The organism is Rossellomorea sp. QJM3NY_18 (assembly GCF_056173145.1).
In genome coordinates this window covers 602,157-619,893 of sequence record NZ_CM149659.1, presented here as the reverse complement: position 1 = coordinate 619,893, position 17,737 = coordinate 602,157, and the positions used below count along the sequence as shown (strand labels likewise).

General features: G+C 48.5%; 11 protein-coding genes. 7 read left to right on the top strand and 4 right to left on the bottom strand.

The features are described from left to right. Positions 1-160: 160 nt before the first annotated feature. Together AC0VXY_RS03105 and cax are read right to left on the bottom strand one after the other, a co-directional pair. Positions 161-2,620 (bottom strand): hypothetical protein, encoded by a 2,460-nt coding sequence (locus AC0VXY_RS03105; protein WP_475526846.1) that lies wholly within the window; start codon positions 2,618-2,620, stop codon positions 161-163. 125 nt (positions 2,621-2,745) lie between these two features. Next, on the bottom strand, positions 2,746-3,861 hold the full coding sequence (gene cax / locus AC0VXY_RS03100; RefSeq protein ID WP_475526845.1) for a calcium/proton exchanger: 1,116 nt from the start codon (positions 3,859-3,861) through the stop codon (positions 2,746-2,748). Positions 3,862-3,892: 31 nt separating this feature from the next. Here cax and AC0VXY_RS03095 point away from each other — a divergent pair, with 31 nt between their 5' ends. Then, complete coding sequence (locus AC0VXY_RS03095; protein WP_435993440.1) at positions 3,893-4,306, top strand: pyridoxamine 5'-phosphate oxidase family protein; 414 nt, start codon at positions 3,893-3,895, stop codon at positions 4,304-4,306. Between the two features lie 111 nt (positions 4,307-4,417). On the opposite strand, the gene AC0VXY_RS03090 is transcribed toward AC0VXY_RS03095, so the two are convergent. Further along, a complete protein-coding gene (locus AC0VXY_RS03090) occupies positions 4,418-4,828 on the bottom strand; it encodes an OsmC family protein (RefSeq protein WP_475526844.1) in 411 nt (136 codons plus the stop codon). 130 nt (positions 4,829-4,958) lie between these two features. Between AC0VXY_RS03090 and AC0VXY_RS03085 the strand changes: the two genes are divergently transcribed. The 6 genes from AC0VXY_RS03085 (at position 4,959) to AC0VXY_RS03060 (ending at position 14,640) form a co-directional block, all read left to right on the top strand. After that, entirely contained in the window at positions 4,959-6,143 is a 1,185-nt protein-coding gene (locus tag AC0VXY_RS03085) for an MFS transporter (protein ID WP_435993444.1), read from the top strand. A gap of 213 nt (positions 6,144-6,356) precedes the next feature. Then, positions 6,357-8,273: a heavy metal translocating P-type ATPase gene (locus tag AC0VXY_RS03080; protein WP_475526843.1), complete on the top strand. Its 1,917-nt coding sequence runs from the start codon at positions 6,357-6,359 to the stop codon at positions 8,271-8,273. 413 nt (positions 8,274-8,686) lie between these two features. Then, positions 8,687-10,321 carry a PTS transporter subunit IIBC gene (locus AC0VXY_RS03075; RefSeq protein WP_435993448.1) on the top strand — a complete coding sequence of 545 codons (1,635 nt, stop codon included), beginning with the start codon at positions 8,687-8,689 and terminating at the stop codon, positions 10,319-10,321. 3 nt (positions 10,322-10,324) lie between these two features. Further along, entirely contained in the window at positions 10,325-11,122 is a 798-nt protein-coding gene (locus AC0VXY_RS03070; RefSeq protein WP_475526842.1) for an endonuclease/exonuclease/phosphatase family protein, read from the top strand. Positions 11,123-11,286: 164 nt separating this feature from the next. Next, on the top strand, positions 11,287-13,008 hold the full coding sequence (locus AC0VXY_RS03065; RefSeq protein ID WP_475526841.1) for a pyruvate oxidase: 1,722 nt from the start codon (positions 11,287-11,289) through the stop codon (positions 13,006-13,008). A gap of 51 nt (positions 13,009-13,059) precedes the next feature. Further along, on the top strand, positions 13,060-14,640 hold the full coding sequence (locus tag AC0VXY_RS03060; RefSeq protein ID WP_475526840.1) for an FMN-binding glutamate synthase family protein: 1,581 nt from the start codon (positions 13,060-13,062) through the stop codon (positions 14,638-14,640). A 64-nt stretch (positions 14,641-14,704) separates the two neighbouring features. Here the strand turns inward: AC0VXY_RS03060 and AC0VXY_RS03055 are convergent, their stop codons facing one another. Further along, the gene (locus AC0VXY_RS03055) at positions 14,705-17,662 is read right to left on the bottom strand and encodes a carbohydrate binding domain-containing protein (RefSeq protein ID WP_475526839.1); all 2,958 of its coding nucleotides are present in this window, start codon (positions 17,660-17,662) and stop codon (positions 14,705-14,707) included. Between the last annotated feature and the right edge of the window lie 75 nt (positions 17,663-17,737).

The window sequence follows — 17,737 nt, the reverse complement described above, 5'->3', positions numbered from 1 at the left end:
ACTTAATTTGAAAGAATATTTACAAAATTCTCATTTTGTTTTATACTATCATTATTGAAGCGGGAACGTCCGAGCTTCTCCTACAAAGCAAATCGGCGTTTCCGATCATTCCTGCATTCCCTATAAAAAGCCATGGAATCCCTAAGATTCCATGGCTTTTTTAATCGTCATCCATTTTTTTCGAAGAACAGGCAAGAATGGTGCAACCCGGATGGGATACGATCCTTTTTCCTTTCCAAAAGATGAATGCCCTGATTGTGATACTCTCGGTCATACCGTGTTTTGGGGTGATGTCTGCTGCATAATTCCCGTCTTTATCCGGGATCGCAGGATTTGGCATGATGAGACTTTTCAAATGTTCCTCCAGCACTTCAAAGTATACTTCGATCTGTTTCATATCTTCACACTGGACTTTTCCCGTGAGGCACCCTCCCCTGCAGCTTACAACCACTGGAACATTCAGGGATAAACACGGATGCGCAGTTTCCTTGAAATCTGAGATCTTCTCCTCTTCTTCATAAATGTTTTCAGTTTCTGCATTCGAAGACACGACGTCATTTGAACGACTTTTTTTATCATCGGTTAAGTTTTCAAGAAGGAGCATTTCGCAGTCTCCTGGAGTTCCTCTGGCACACTCTCCATTCCCGCTACTTTCTTCCCAGCAGTCAATTGGTTCCATTTCATCCAGGTCGTCCTTTGGGTGAGAGCATGTGCAATGAATGTTGATTATTTTCTCCTCAACGATTATTTCCTTACCATCAATTAAGGCAATTGCCTGAACCACAGCTTCTCCGGATACATGTGAATCCGGGGTAAGCACAGCTTCATATTCCCCTTTTGCATTCGTTTTGATTTTATCGGGGGTAATGGACGCAACGTCAGGGGTGACTTTCAGCTTGATCCCGGCATTGGCGACAGGCCTTCCATTACAAGTGAATTTCCCTGTAATCGCTGCTCCTTCGCATTCTACACAATCCGGTACACATAAAGTCAGCTTAGGCTTTTCGCAAATGAGACACCCGGCGTAGACGAATACCATTTCCGATACCGCTTTTCCACCTACCACAGCTGTCGCCGTAAATGGGACCTCCCTGAATGGGGTATTCGGAGGAACAAAGGCAAGGGTTGAAAATTCCCCGTTCTCATCAGTAGTGACAACCTGTGGCTTAAAGGTTAACACTGGACTTGAAAACGAGACCTCTTTATTCGTCAGTGGAAATCCTTCACAGGAAAGACAGCCTGAAATGATCCCTTTACAATTCAGCTTTTTGTTCTCTTTTATATGAATCTTTGGATGCTTGCATCGACAATCGATGGTGATCTCCCCGGATGCGACGACCTGCTCTCCGAAGGCGGTGGCCGACGCTTTGATCATGATCGTTTCATGGACTCCGAGTCGTGGGCAGAGCTCGGTGACATATCTGCCTTCTTCATCGGTAAATGCCGGATTCGGATCGATCTCCACTGCACCTGGATCCGTGGCCGTGACCGTAAACGAAATCCTGGCATTCTTAACAGGCGCCCCGTCGCAAGTCAGCCTTCCCGTCAATTTCGTTCCTTCGCATGTGACGGTCTCACATGGGACTTCAAGGGTCAACTTAGGATTACGGCACTTTTTGCACCCTGCTATGACGGTATCCGTGGCACTGATGGTTTTCCCATCGATTACGGCTGTAGCTGTATAGGAAGCGGTTTGAAACGGTGTCCCTTTTTTCACGGTGACAACAGATGAAAATCTCCCGTTCTCATCCGTGACGGGATTCGGTGTCTGGAACATCAGGATGGATGAACCTGTCAATGTGACCGGTACATTCGCCTGTGGGACTCCATCACATGTGACCTTACCTGAAATGGTTGAGCGGCAGTCGATTTTCTTCAACTTGTTCAGCTTGATGGCCGGATTCTTACATTTCACACATCGCACAGCCACTTCCCTCGTTTTCGAAACGACCTTTAATCCGCCGATTTTCGTCACGGCCGTAATGCGGATCGTTTCATCCACATCGGGAAAAAGAACCAATGTCGCCGTGTATCTCCCGTCACTCTGTGTAATCGCGGGATTCGGGGTGATGACGACACGGTTGGAGGCGGATTCGATGATAAATGATATCGCTGCATTCCCGATTGCCTGGCCGTCACAAATAAGTCTGCCTTTGATCTGTGTGCCCTTGCAGCCGACCGGACAAGGAATCGGCTCGAGTGTCAGCACTGGGTTTTTACATAGGATACAATCCACTCTTACAAAAATCGTATCACTGATGGTCTTTCCGATCACGACCGCCGTTGCTGTGATCCTCACATTCGGTGTAATCGGTGTCCCTGGGGGCACGGTCACCCTCGTCGAAAACCGGCCCGTGCTGTCAGTGACCGGTGTCATATCCTCAAATACGAGCCCCGGAAATGAAGAGGTAAGCGTAACCGTCACACCTTGCAGGGGCTGATAATCGCACAGTACCCTTCCGCTGATGATGCCTTCGCAGCTGATGATGCCGATATCATCCAGTTGAATGGTTGGATTCGTGCATCCTTCGAAAGGAAAAATCCCTGGACATCCTCTCGGAGGTAAATCGATTTTGCAATTAATGGCTTTACCGTTCGTCGGTCTTTTCTTTTTTCTCACGCTACTCATTCCTTTACACAAAAACTCTCCTGTTATCTTATTCAAGAATGAGTAGGCGGTTCTCACGGAATTGATTTTCCCGCAAAAAGACCCGGCAGAAATCCTGCCGGGTCTTATCTTGACAACTATAGTAAATAAAATCCGATTCCCATGATGAAGTAAGCGGCTAGAAGGGTCAATCCTTCAAACCAATTCGTTTCCCCATCATTGGAAATGATCACTGTGAGCAGGACGGCTGAGACCATTGCCACGAGTTCCGGTAATGTAAACACGAGTGACATGCTTTTTTCAAAAAATAATGAAATCAGCACGAGCACTGGTGCGACGAACATGGCGACCTGCAGGGTGGATCCTACAGCAATCTCGACAGCGATATCCATCTTATTTTTATACGCCATGATTACGGCTGAAGCATGCTCCGCCGCATTCCCTACAATCGCTACAATGATGACCCCGATAAAGAGCTCGCTCCAACCGAAAGCTTCCCCTACTTCTTCAAACGTATGGACAAGGCGTTCCGATACATAGGCGACCGCAACAGTCGAGAGAGCGAGGATGAGTAACGCTTTCCCCTTGTTCCATTCTGGTTCCTCATCATGTTCGTGGGCTCCTTCGTTGTTCTCACTTTGATACACACCGCGGTGCGTCACGAGTTTGAAGAACAGGGCGAATAAATAAAGGAGAATCAAGATGACCGAAATCCCGATGGAAAGGCTCATCGTCCTCCCTTCATTCATATCCATGGAGAACACTTCCGGAATGACGAAGGCTACGATGATGGCGAACATGAGGAGCCCGGAATTATGGCGGGCATCGAACACATTAAACTTTTGACGCTTGAACTTCACGCCTCCGACAAAGAAGGACAATCCTGCAACCAGGAGAAGATTCCCAAGGACGGACCCGGTCAGGGAGGCCAATACGACCCCGATCAACCCTGCTTTCAAGGCAAAAATAGAAATGATCAATTCTACAGCATTCCCGAAAGTCGCGTTTAACAGCCCACCGATACGGGGACCCGACACGACGGCCAAGCTTTCCGTCGCCCTTCCCATAAACGCCGCCAGGGCAATGATCGTGACGCAATAAATAACAAACATAATGACACTTGGCCAATGAAGCAGAGAACCGATTACCGAAACCGGGACCCCTGCAAATACAAGCAGCGTAAATACTTTATTCACGTTTATGATCCATCCTTTTTTAAGAAATTTGGTTAAAACAAGTCTGTTTAGACACATTATAGATAGAACCTGATTAGGAGGAATATCCATGGCACAAACCTTAAAAGATAAAATAACAGAACTGTTTTCCCATCATAAAATTGGCACCCTTGCCACCATCCGTGACAATAAACCGTACTCACGGTTTATGATGTTCGATCACGACGATCTTACTCTGTATACGGCAACCAACGAACATGCCCACAAGGCAGAAGACATTGCACAGAACCCTCATGTGCACATTCTCCTTGGCTATGACCGTGATTCCGATCATGAACACTATGTAGAAATCGAAGCTGAGGCATCCGTCGAAGACTCCCCGGAACTGAAAGCGAAATTCTGGAAAGAAGAGCTCAAACACTGGATCGCAAGCCCCGATGATCCCGAATACCAGCTCCTCAAACTCATCCCCAAAACCATCCTCTACTACTCAAAACCCGGCAGCGAACCCCAGGAGCTGTAGGTGTAGAGGACTCTTGAGGGACGGACCTTCAAATGGTTAGACGCATGGCCGTGTTCTTTCCATTTAGAGGTCCGTCCCTCTCCTCTTCACGCATTTCACTCAAAAATCCTCTCATTGAGGGACGGACCTCACCTTTCTTTCCCCCACCAACTCAAACGTTTCTTCAATCTTGATGCTGTCCTGCACCGATTGCACCATGGAGCAGTTTTTGCGTGTGAGCTTCATGGCTTTCTCGATCTTGGCTTCGTCAAGGTCCGTCCCTCGGATTGAAAAGTGGAGGGAGATGGCTTCGACGCGGTTGGCTTCGTCTTCGTTGCGGGTGACGTCGGCTTTGATGTGGATGTCGTCGAACTCGATGCGCATTTTTTCAAGTACTTTACGTAGTACGCCACCGCTGCATACGGCGACAGATGACACTAATAATTGAAATGGGCGGAAACCATATTCTTCGTTACCCGATACTTCCAGCTTTCCAAACCCTAAATCACTGTAAAATCCGCCTTCTTGCATTTTATATTCCATTTCTTCATCATTCCTTCCTTAATATGCTAGTAGATGTTTTGATTTTACTCTATTCCCCCCATATTGCCAAACATTGAAATTGGGGGTACCATCAAAGAAGATATTTACTATGATTGGGAGTTTTGACAAAATGAATCAAACATTAGCCTTCCGTTTCAAGGTACTGGTCGGGATCGTCGCCATTTCCGGTTTCTCACAGGGAATGCTCCTTCCTCTCATCGCCATCATTTTCGAACAGGATGGACTGTCCTCTTCCCTGAACGGCCTAAATGCAACGGCCCTCTACATCGGAATCCTGCTGGCCTCACCATTAATGGAACGACCACTGCAGAAAATCGGCTATAAACCGATGATCATCATCGGGGGGATCATCGTTGCCGTATCGCTCTTACTGTTCCCGGTCTGGAAATCCTTCTGGTTCTGGTTCGCCCTTCGCCTTCTCATTGGGATCGGGGATCACATGCTCCACTTTGCCACCCAGACGTGGATTACGTCGTTTTCGCCGAAAGAACGCCGGGGACGGAATATATCCATTTACGGGGTATCCTTTGGGATCGGATTCGCCGTCGGGCCGATGATGACGCAGCTCATCACGATCCATCAAGCCTTACCGTTCATCATTTCTTCCTTATTAAGCCTGACGGTATGGATGTTCGTCTTTCGATTACAAAATGAATTCCCCGAAGAGCAGAACATCGGCAGCGCCTCGTTCCTCGGATCGTTCCATCGTTTTGGAAAGGTTCTCCAGTATGCCTGGGTCGCTTTGCTGCCGCCTCTCGGATATGGCTTCCTGGAAGCGTCATTAAATGGGAACTTCCCTGTATTCGCCCTGCGAAACGGTCTTTCCATTGAAGCCGTGGCCATCCTCCTCCCTGCTTTTGCAGTGGGAAGCATCATCTCACAGGTGCCCCTCGGTATTCTGAGCGATAAATATGGAAGACAACATGTCCTCCTCATTGTCATGATGATCGGATTCCTCTGTTTCTCGGCTGCGGGAATCGTTTCTGAGTCCACAGTCGGACTGTTCATTTGCTTCACGTTAGCCGGCATGGCTGTCGGTTCGACGTTTTCACTCGGCATCAGTTATATGACGGATCTCCTCCCGAAAGAGCTGCTGCCTGCCGGAAACATCATGTGCGGGATCTTCTTCAGCTTCGGCAGCATGATCGGCCCTTTCATCGGTGGAATCACGATCGACTGGTTCAAAGGGTCCAGCTTCTTCTATTTGATCGCCAGCATGATGCTGATGATTTTTGTGAGCCTCCTTGTCTTTTCCCTGCAAAATCGGCGTGGAGAAATAACCGAGAATAACTAGCACAAAATGCTTCCCATCCTCATATACATGTGGTAGGATTAGATTATAATAATTACAAATTACTAACATTATATACTTTCAGCTAAGAGCACGTGCCGTTTTGCTGTCACCTTTCACTGGTGGCAGCTTTCGTCGTTTTATAGGGGTAATGACGTTGATTATTATTCTCAATGAGAAACCCCCATTTTCATTTACTAAAGAGGAGGAATACTTATGAGCTCACAATCCAAAGCACTATCCATGGGGACACCGAAAGATAACATACACTTCATTGAAAAAATGAAGCCTCATGCCGAATTGATCGCTGCCCTCATCAGCGGTGTGTTCATCCTACTCGGCTGGCTGACATCCAATGAGGACTCAAGCATGAGCACCATCTTCTACCTCCTTGCTTTTGCCATCGGAGGTTTTGCGAAAGCGAAAGAAGGAATCGAAGAAACCATCGAAAACAAAGAACTGAATGTGGAAATGCTGATGATTTTTGCCGCCGTCGGATCCGCCATCATCGGTTACTGGACGGAAGGTGCGATCCTGATCTTCATCTTTGCTGTCAGCGGAGCCCTTGAAACGTATACGATGAATAAAAGTCAGAAGGAAATCTCCGCCCTCATGCAGCTCCAGCCGGAAGAAGCATGGCTTGTCACAGGCTCTGGCGAAAAGAAAGTCAATGTTTCAAGCCTCGAAATCGGTGATCACATCCTGATTAAACCGGGTGAACGGGTACCGACGGACGGTGTGGTCGTAAAAGGCACCACGTCCATCGATGAAGCAGCGATCTCCGGTGAAGCCGTCCCTGTGACTAAGGGGCAGAGGGATGAAGTGTTCGCCGGAACCGTCAATATCAACGGCGCCATCACGGTGGAAATGACCAAACCGAGCAGCGAAACCCTCTTTCAAAAAATCATCGACCTTGTCCAATCGGCTCAAAGTGAGAAATCCCCTTCCCAGCAGTTCATCGAACGCTTCGAAGGAACCTATGTAAAAGTCGTCCTTGCCGTGGTGTTCCTGATGATGTTCCTCCCTCACTTCCTCCTTGGATGGAGCTGGACGGAAACATTCTACCGGGCCATGGTCCTCCTTGTGGTAGCATCACCGTGTGCCCTGGTTGCAGCCATCATGCCGGCAAGTCTTTCGGCCATCTCAAACGGCGCCCGCCACGGGATCCTTTTTAAAGGCGGTGCCCACCTGGAGAACCTGAGTAACATCAAGGCGATTGCCTTTGATAAAACAGGAACACTGACGAAAGGGAAACCCGTCGTGACGGATATCCTGATTGCAGATACGATGAATGAACGTGACGTGATAAGCGCGGTTGCTTCCATTGAAAATCAGTCGAACCATCCACTCGCACAGGCCATCGTCGGACACGCAATCCAAGAGTTCAACGTACAACTATTCCAGCCTGATTCCCTGGAGGATGTATCCGGATGGGGAGTCAAAGCCCTTGTCGACGGATCAGAATGGAAAATCGGGAAAGCCGACTTTGTGGATAAACTGTTGGCAGAACGGTTTATGAACGGAGCATACGGAAGAATCGCCTCTGAAGGAAAGACGACCGTTTTTGTAGCAAAAGAAAATGAAATCGTCGCATTGATCGCCCTGAAAGACGTCGTCCGGAATGAAACCATCGAAGCACTGAAGCTTCTGGAAAAAGAAGGCGTCCAGACCATCATGCTGACAGGAGACAATGAAAAAACGGCCCGTGCCATCGCAGAAGAAGCGGGCGTCGCTTCTTTTATTGCCGAATGCCTGCCGGAAACGAAAGTAGACGAACTGAAAAAGTTGAAGGATCAATTCGGTACGGTCGGTATGGTCGGAGACGGAATCAATGACGCACCGGCCCTCGCAACGGCCAACGTCGGAATCGCCATGGGAGAAGGCACCGACGTCGCCCTTGAAACAGCCGATGTCGTACTGATGAAAAACGACCTGACCCGGATCGCCGAAGCCATCAAGCTATCGAAAAAAATGAAGCGCATCGTCCAGCAGAACGTTATTTTCTCCATCGCGGTCATCATGCTGTTGATTGCCTCCAACTTCCTGCAGATCCTCGACCTCCCCTATGGAGTCATCGGGCATGAAGGAAGTACGATATTGGTTATTTTAAATGGATTACGCTTACTGAAATAATGATAAGGAGCATCCACCCTTGGTTGGATGCTCCTTTTTTGCATGAACGACCAATTTATCCACATGTGAATACCCCCTCCCACCATCGAACGTTATCCACAACCTCACACCCACTACTAAACAACTATCTCTCAATTCCCCGCCCCCTCCTCCTACCAAGGTCCGTCCCTCTCACCATTAATATTTTACTAAAATACTATTTTGTTATTGCTTTCTTGAAAGGGATATCATAAAATGTGTTTAGCTAGTGCAAACGGTTGCATTTACCTTGCACTCATTTTTATGTACATAGCACCATACCATGAAGACACAGCGACACGCATTTCATTTTAAGCTGAAATGTAAACGCAAACATGTCATCCATTGTAAGAAATATAGTTCAATAGATTGATATTAAAGGAGGAAACGGGTTTATGAAGAATGTATTGTCATTTGATTTTTGGCAGAAGTTTGGGAAAGCATTGCTTGTGGTCGTGGCCGTCATGCCAGCTGCAGGGATCATGATTTCCCTCGGTAAGTTGATTGCAATGATGGGTGGAGACATCACATTTGTGCAAACGATTGCAAGAGTTATGGAAGATATCGGGTGGGGAGTCATCACTAATCTCCACATCCTGTTCGCAGTCGCAATCGGGGGCTCATGGGCGAAAGAACGTGCAGGAGGTGCCTTCGCTGCCCTGATCGCCTTCATCCTGATCAACCGGATTACAGGAGCGATCTTCGGAGTGAGTGGGGATATGCTAGGTGATCCCGAAGCAACGGTCTCTTCCCTGTTCGGACAAACGCTGGTCGTTTCAGATTATTTCACATCGGTCCTTGGTGCACCTTCCCTTAATATGGGTGTGTTCGTCGGAATCATTTCCGGTTTCCTTGGAGCCAACCTTTTCAACAAGTATTACAACTACAGCAAATTGCCTGATGCCCTTTCCTTCTTTAACGGGAAACGTTTCGTACCGTTCGTCGTGATCGTCGGATCGGTCATCATCGCCGTCATCATGTCGATTGTATGGCCATTCATTCAAGGACTTCTGAATGACTTCGGTCAGTGGATCGCCACATCGCGTAACACGGCGCCTATCATCGCCCCATTCGTATTCGGCGCATTGGAGCGTCTGTTACTGCCATTCGGTCTGCATCATATGCTAACGGTTCCAATCAACTACACGGAACTTGGCGGGACGTATACCATCTTGACAGGTTCAAGTGCAGGATCGACGGTTGCGGGACAAGATCCACTATGGCTTGCCTGGATTGCCGACCTGAACAATTTCCTGGCAGCAGGAGACACAGCAAGCTACAAACAATTGTTAAACGATGTGACACCGGCACGTTTCAAAGTCGGTCAAATGATTTTATCCACAGCTGCTCTGATCGGTATCGCGTACGCCATGTACCGCAATGTGGATAAAGATAAGAAGAAAAAATACAAATCCATGTTCTTCTCAGCTGGTTTAGCTGTATTTTTAACAGGTGTTACCGAACCGATCGAATTCATGTTCATGTTCGCTGCTCCATTGTTATATGTGGTGTACGCAATCATGACGGGACTTGCTTTCGCGATTGTGGATATCGTTCACATCCGCGTTCATTCTTTCGGATCCATCGAGCTTCTCACCCGTGTACCGATGATCATCAAAGCAGGCCTGTGGGTCGACCTTGTAAACTTTGTCATCGCGTGTCTCGTGTTCTTTGGTTTGAACTTTGCCGTTGCCAACTTCCTGATCAAAAAGTTCAACTTCCCGACACCGGGTCGTAATGGAAACTATATTGAAGATGAAACGACAACCGGCAGCGGAAGTGTAAGTGCCGATTCAATTGCACCTAAAGTCGTTGCCATGCTTGGCGGCAGTGACAACATCGTGGACGTTGATGCCTGCATGACCCGTCTTCGTGTAACGGTAAAAGACACGAGCCTTGTCGACACTGAACAGGAATGGAAGAAAAACGGGGCACTCGGCCTCATCCTGAAAGATAAGGGCGTCCAGGCCATTTACGGTCCGAAAGCAGACGTCATCAAGTCGGACATTCAAGACCTACTGGGAGCATAATCCATGAAATTACTCACGCTGAATTGTCACTCATGGCAGGAAGATAACCAGCTCGGGAAAATCTCGGTTGTAGCCGATGACATCGCGGAGAAATCCTACGATGTCATCGCCCTTCAGGAAGTCAGTCAGCTGATTGAAAGCGAAATCGTCCATGGCTTGGTCAAAAAAGACAATTTTGCCTTTGTACTCCTTGGAGAACTGAAGAAGCGAGGCGTAACAGATTACACACTTGTCTGGGACTTCGCTCATATCGGCTACGACGTCTATGAAGAAGGCATCGCCATTTTGACGAAGCACCCCGTCGTGGAGGAACATCGCTTCTTCATCTCGAGAAGCCATGATCAAGCCTATTGGAAAACCCGTAAGATCCTAGGGGCCACCATTTCTTATCATGGTAAGCCCCTCACCTTCTACTCCTGCCACCTCGGCTGGTGGAGGGACGATGAAGAACCATTCAAGTACCAGGTAGACTCCTTAATGGAGCAGGTCACCCCTGAATCCCCGTACTTCTTAATGGGCGATTTCAATAACAATGCCCTGGTTCGTGATGAAGGGTACGATTATCTCCTTTCCAAAGGGCTACTGGATACATTCGGGGAAGCCCTTGAACGGGACAGCGGCATCACCGTCCGGGGAAACATTGCCGGTTGGGATAAGAATACAGTCGATTTACGGCTCGACCTTATCCTGTCCAGCAAAAAAATAAATGTAGCTTCATCCCGGGTCATCTTTAACGATGATAATAAACCTGTCGTATCGGATCATTTCGGAGTGGAAGTGGTGTTAGGAGAAAGCAACTGATCGTGGATCGGTTGCTTTTTTATTTTGCGTTCGGAGAGGTCTCGTGGAAGGATATCGACCGTTCTACATCTATCGACAAATTTCGCAACCACCCTCTCTCCCCCACGTTTAACAAATCCACATCAGTGGTAAAAAATCACTATACACAATAAGGAGGTTCAACTATGGGACATAAACTCGCAGGGCAGGCAGCTGCAGATATCATGGAACAATGGAAGATCAAGCATGTATTCGGTCTTCCCGGTGATTCCATCAATCACTTTGTCGACGTACTACGAAGTGAAAAAGAGGAAATTGAGTTCATCCAGGTCAGACACGAGGAAGTCGGGGCACTTGCCGCCTCGTCGTATGCCAAACTCACGGGGAACATCGGGGTATGTTTATCCATTGGCGGACCCGGGGCCATCCACCTGTTAAATGGATTGTATGACGCGAAGGCCGACGGGGCACCCGTGTTGGTTTTGGCCGGACAGGTCGCGACTGCGGAGCTTGGCATGGACTCATTCCAGGAAGTTCATCTGGACCGGGTGTTTGCTGACGTTTCCGTATACTGTGAACGGGTGTCTTCACCTGAGTCACTTCCCGATCTCATGAATCAGGCAATCAGGACCGCTTATGCCAAAAAAGGGGTGTCCGTGCTGATCATCCCGGACGATATCCCTGGTCAAAAGATCAAGGACACCATAAAAGACACATCCAGTATCCCGGCAGCGACCATCGCCGCTCCCCTGGAACAAGATGTGAGGACCGGACTGGAATACGTACATAAAGCACAACGTCCGGTCATCCTTGCAGGAACGGGTTCCAGGCATGCCGCCCGTGAACTCGAGGCTTTCGCCGAAAAAATCGCGGCTCCGGTCATCTTTACACTTCCGTCTAAAGGAATATTCCCTGACAAGCATCCCCATAATCTCGGACAGCTCGGTCAAATCGGGACGAAACCCGCATATGAAGCGATGGAAGAAGCAGATCTTCTCATCATGATCGGTACGTCGTTCCCTTATCGTGATTTCCTACCCGATGATACGCCCGCCGTTCAAATCGATGCGGATCCGGCACAAATCGGAAAGAGATATCCCGTTTCCATCGGGATCGTCGGAGATTCGAACCTTGTTTTGAAGCAATGGAATAAACAGCTTCCCGTCAAGGAGGACCGATCCTTTTTAGAAGAATGCCAGAACAATATGAACAACTGGTGGAAACATGTTGAAAAAGACGAAGTGGAAGCGACGACGCCCATGAAGCCTCCTCAAGTCATTGCGGCCCTTCAGAAGATTGCAGACGACGATGCAATCCTGTCCGTCGATGTCGGCAATGTAACCGTCTGGACCGCGAGACATTTTAAAATGACCAACCAGAAAATGATTATTTCCAGCTGGATGGCAACCATGGGCTGCGGACTTCCTGGTGCAATCGCAAGCGGCCTGGCAGAGCCTGAGCGCCAGTCCATCGCCGTATGCGGAGACGGCGGATTCACCATGGTGATGCATGATTTCGTCACGGCCGTCAAATACAAGCTGCCGATCATCGTCGTCATCATGAACAATCGAAAGATCGGCATGATCAAATATGAACAGGAATCCATCGGCCACCTCGAATATGAAACGGATCTCCAGGACATAGATTTCGCCCAGTTCGCCAAAGCATGCGGAGGGGAAGGCTATCGCGTCATTAAACATGAGGATCTTCAGCCTGCCTTTGAAATGGCAGCGAAATCCAATAAACCGGTCATCATCGATTGTGTCATTGAAGATCAGCCACCCCTACCCGGTAAGATCAACTTCGAACAGGCGGCGGGTTACTCAAAGCATGTCATGAAAAAATTCTTCAAGAAGCATGAGGCCGAAATGCCACCGTTACGCAAAGCCATGAAACGACTATTTTAATAAGAAGATGAGCCTTTAAAGGGGCTCTCTTCCCCTATTGGAGGAATGAATATGAACAGTATATCCATCATTCAATGGATTCTCCTTACCGTCATCATTCTCGCACTGCTTATCCCTGCTGCCCTTATTCTCTATTTATGGATGACGGATGAGAAACAAAAAGAACATGCCGTGTTAAGGAACTTCCCGGTTCTTGGAAAAATGAGATACATCCTCGAGAAGATCGGTCCTGAACTGAGACAATACCTCTTTCATAATGACAACGAAGGAAAACCCTTCTCGAGACTTGAATACACGAATACCGTCATGGCGGGAAAATATAAATCCCGGATGCTGGGCTTCGGATCGGAACGGGACTTCGAAAAGGAAGGCTACTACATACGCAACACCCTTTTCCCTGTCCAACGTGACGAACTGCGCATCGATAACTCACAAAAAGTCAAAACCAAAATCTACAAGCTTGATAAAGATAATTTACTCAGCCGCAGGGAACATCGCGAAGAATCTGAAGCAGATCCCTTTCTCCTGAAAGACGAAGATGCCCAGGTCATCGGTGAACACACCTGCCGATATCCCTTTACAGTGAAAGGCCTCGTCGGTCAATCCGCCATGAGCTACGGGTCCCTCGGTGAGCAGGCCATTACGGCATTGTCAACGGGTTTAAACCTCGCTTCAGGTTCCTGGATGAATACCGGTGAAGGCGGATTATCCAAGCATCACCTGAAAGGCGGAGTCGACATCATCTGCCAGATCGGCCCGGGCTTATTCGGCGTCAGAACGAAGGACGGCGAATTCTCATGGGAAGAATTCAAGAAAAAGAGTGAACTCAAGGAAGTGAAAGCCTTCGAATTGAAACTTGCTCAGGGTGCCAAGACCCGTGGCGGTCACGTTGACGGAAAAAAAGTGACACAAGAGATTGCCAACATCCGAAACGTGGAACCTTGGAAATCCATCGACAGCCCGAACCGGTTCAAGGAATTCAGCAATAATGAACAGATGCTGGGTTTCATCGAACAACTCCGGGAAGTGGGCGGCAAACCCGTCGGAATCAAACTGGTCGTCGGGAACACGAATGATATCGAAAGCCTCGCTTCCTATATGGCCACGTCAGGAAAACATCCCGACTTCATCACGGTGGACGGCGGGGAAGGAGGAACAGGTGCATCGTATCAGGAACTGGCGGCTTCAGCCGGGGTCCCGATCAAATCGGCCCTTCCCTTCCTTCACGACACCCTGGTGAAACACGGTGTCCGGGATAAAGTGAAGATCTTCGCTTCTGGAAAATTGTTAACACCCGACAAGATTGCCTTTGCACTCGCACTCGGTGCCGACTTTGTCAACATCGCCCGTGGACTGATGTTCTCCGTTGGCTGCATCCAGGCTCAAGTATGCCACACGAACAACTGTCCTGTCGGCGTTGCCACCACCGACAAGAAACTGCAGCGGGCACTGATCGTCGAAGAAAAGTCATTTCGCGTCTGCAACTACATCATCTCCCTCCGCGAAGGCCTGTACAACCTGGCCGCGGCCGCTGGGATCGATACACCGACAAAATTCGGGCGTGAGCACCTCGTATTCCGGGATGAAGAAGGACGATTGCATCCGATCAAGCCGGAAAAGGCACTGTCATAATGGAAAGAAGCAGCCGAGCCGGCTGCTTCTTTTTTTGAGGTGACAAGACGCCGTGCCCCAACTCCTACTTCAATTCCACATTGTCAATCACCACGTCATGAACACCAATCGGCGAACCGCTTTTCCCAATCAGGAACTTAAGACTCGTGTCCTCGCTCACAGGTGTCGTAAACGTATACTCATAATGCGTCATCTCTCCACTCAACTGAGCGATTTCTGATAAATAGCGCGTATACGTAGCATTTTCGATCGTCACTTCCATCGTCCGGCCAACCGTCGAACTCGCGTCGAAGGAAAGGGTGTATTCCACTCCCGGCTTAAGCTTCAGTCCTTCTTGAAAAAGCTGAACACTCCAGGTTTCGTTCCCTTCGTTGCCGATCGAGATCTTTGCCTGACCATCTTCAGAAGAAATACCCGCAGAAGCATCGAAATGAATGTAATTTGCCCAAAATTCTAAATCGGAATCAAACGATCCGTTCTGTAGGACATTTTCACCCGCAGGTCCCGCTTTCTTCTTTAACCAAAGGTTATCGATCTTCACTTCATCGGTACTGCCACCAAGATCAATCACCAGCCGGGACTCCATATCCGTCACATCAGGCATCGTGAACGTCATGGCATGCTTCTCCCAATCAGCTGTGAAAGGGATTGTTGCCGCTGCATACACTTCTTCCCCATCCTTGCTTCTCAACTCGACCTGAATATCACGACCTCTTTCTGCCTCACCGTCAAACGTCAATTCATATTCATTCAACGCCTTAAGCTGGATCCCTTTTTGCAAAAGCCCTGCCTCGTCCGTTTCGCTGGATGGCTTGGACGAGAATACCCGCTCGTCAGGGTCCACTCCTTGGGCTTCCCCGGAGCCTGCCAGATGCCAATAGAGAAGGCGGTCAGGGAATCCCTGGTCGAATGTTCCATTATAAATAAGGTTCCCCGTCGGCAGTTCAGGTTTTGAAGCATCCGGATCCACTTCGACCGGAGGGATTTCTTCCACCCGGATATTTCCTAGCCACACAGGGAGCTTGGACAATCCGAGATTAAATTCCACACGGGCTGCCAAATCATTTTCCTCGGTCATCTGGAACACCATTTCATAGGATTCCACCCCGTCTTTCAGTGAAAAGGATTCACTGTTTGAATAGGCACTGTATCCCCTCTTTTCACCACCGCCGACTTTTACATTGACCTTGCGTGATCCGGTCGATTTCGCATCGAAGGATACCCGGTAGTAACGGCCCTTCCCGAGTGAAACGTCCTGGATGAGCTGAACGGAATAAGGCTGGCTTCCCGGTTCTTCCACATCCACTTTGGCAAAATTCCTTCCCTCGATCTGATCGACCGAGACATTGGCTTTCCCTCCGAAATCAGGGACGGTCAAGAAGTACCAGTAATCCGTATTTTCCACTCCAGGAATGCCGTCAACATCTTCCCATTCCTGATCAAACCCGGTATTGTACATAAGGTTTCCATCTTCAAGGGGCTGCTTCGCATCGTCAGGCAATGGAGCTTGTTCAAATTCCGGCAGTTCCGGCGTTTGATACGGTCTTCCCGCCAAGTCATACACACGTACATAATCCACATCCATGGATTGAGGGAACATCGTCTCTTCCGTCGGTTCACCGTCGAAATTCCCGCCGATCGCAAGATTCAACAGCATATGGAAGGATTGATCAAACGGTGCGGGATACGTGAAGTTGGCAGCGTTACCGGTCCCTTTGCTGTACCAATTGTTCTGGGTCTGGCGGAGTTTCCCGTCCACATACCAGCGGATTTCCCCCGGCTCCCATTCAACGGAGTACACATGCTCGTCGGCAATCGTCGATCCATCTTCAAACCTATAGTGATCACCTGTATATTTATTATTCGGCCACGATTCCCCGTAATGAAGCGTCCCGATCGCTTCACCCGGATTGCTGCCCTGTGCTTCTAAAATATCAATCTCACCTGAAGCAGCCCATCCGCCATACCGGTCATCTTCCGGAAGCATCCAGAACGCCGGCCAATATCCTTTTCCAACCGGCAGGGAGGCCTTCATTTCAAATTTTCCATACGTTTTGGAAAACAGGCCCTTCGTCTTCAAACGGGAAGACGTATAGTCGTATCCTTGATAGTTTTCTTTTTTAGCCGTAATCAGAAGCTTCCCGTCTTCAGTCCTAGCATTTTCAGGACGGTCCGTGTAGTATTGCTTTTCATTATTCCCCCATCCTGAAATGAAGGTACCATTCGCATCGGTATATCCGTTGCCGATATCGAACGTCCACTTGTCACGATCGATCTCATCCTCATTGAATTCATCATTCCACACGAGGGACCATGGCGTGACAATAGAAGAGGCGTCACTCGTTTCTTTTCCATTCCATGTGATGATACTATCCAAAGTGGCTTTTTCGATGGAACCTTGTCCAGCGATGGCCGATCCTTTCCCTGATTTCGATACGAGAAGCTCCTTCACCACACCGTCAGACGTAAGGGAGATATTTGAAAGCGCGTTCAATTCTACCCGATCGGCAATTCCGTCAAGTTCTACTTGTGCTTCTCCCTTTTTCCCTGTCGTCGAAATCGTATCGAATTCACCTTTCAATTCGGCTTTTTTCGTTTTTACATTTGATGCTGAGACCATAACATCTTGAAATCCTAAGGAAGTAATCTCGTTTTCTTCCAATAACACATTTCCTCCCAGAAGGGTTTGATCAACGACCGAATCTCCGGAAACTGTGATCTTCGACAAATGACCAGGTCCTTCAACTGAAAGACTCTTCAACTCGGAATCTGTCAATTGTAAGGTATCGGGTGCTTCTCCCTTGATCAGGGTCCTTCCTTGTACCGTCACGTTTTCAAGAGTGATGTCCTTTCCGGCTGCCGGCGTGATCACGAGATCGCCTTCTATCGTTCTATCTTTTAAGGTTGAATCTTTGAGGTGGAAAGGTTTGTCTTTTTGTGGTGAGGCTTTTCCTATATTCGCGGGTGGCAGAGTCATGATGAGACATGCAGCGGTAAACGAAGTGACTGCTTTTTTTAACATGTGAACTCCTCCTGTTTTCATTTATGTCTCACGTGGGACATTTGTATATAACTATAAGACCACTTGGTTCGTTTG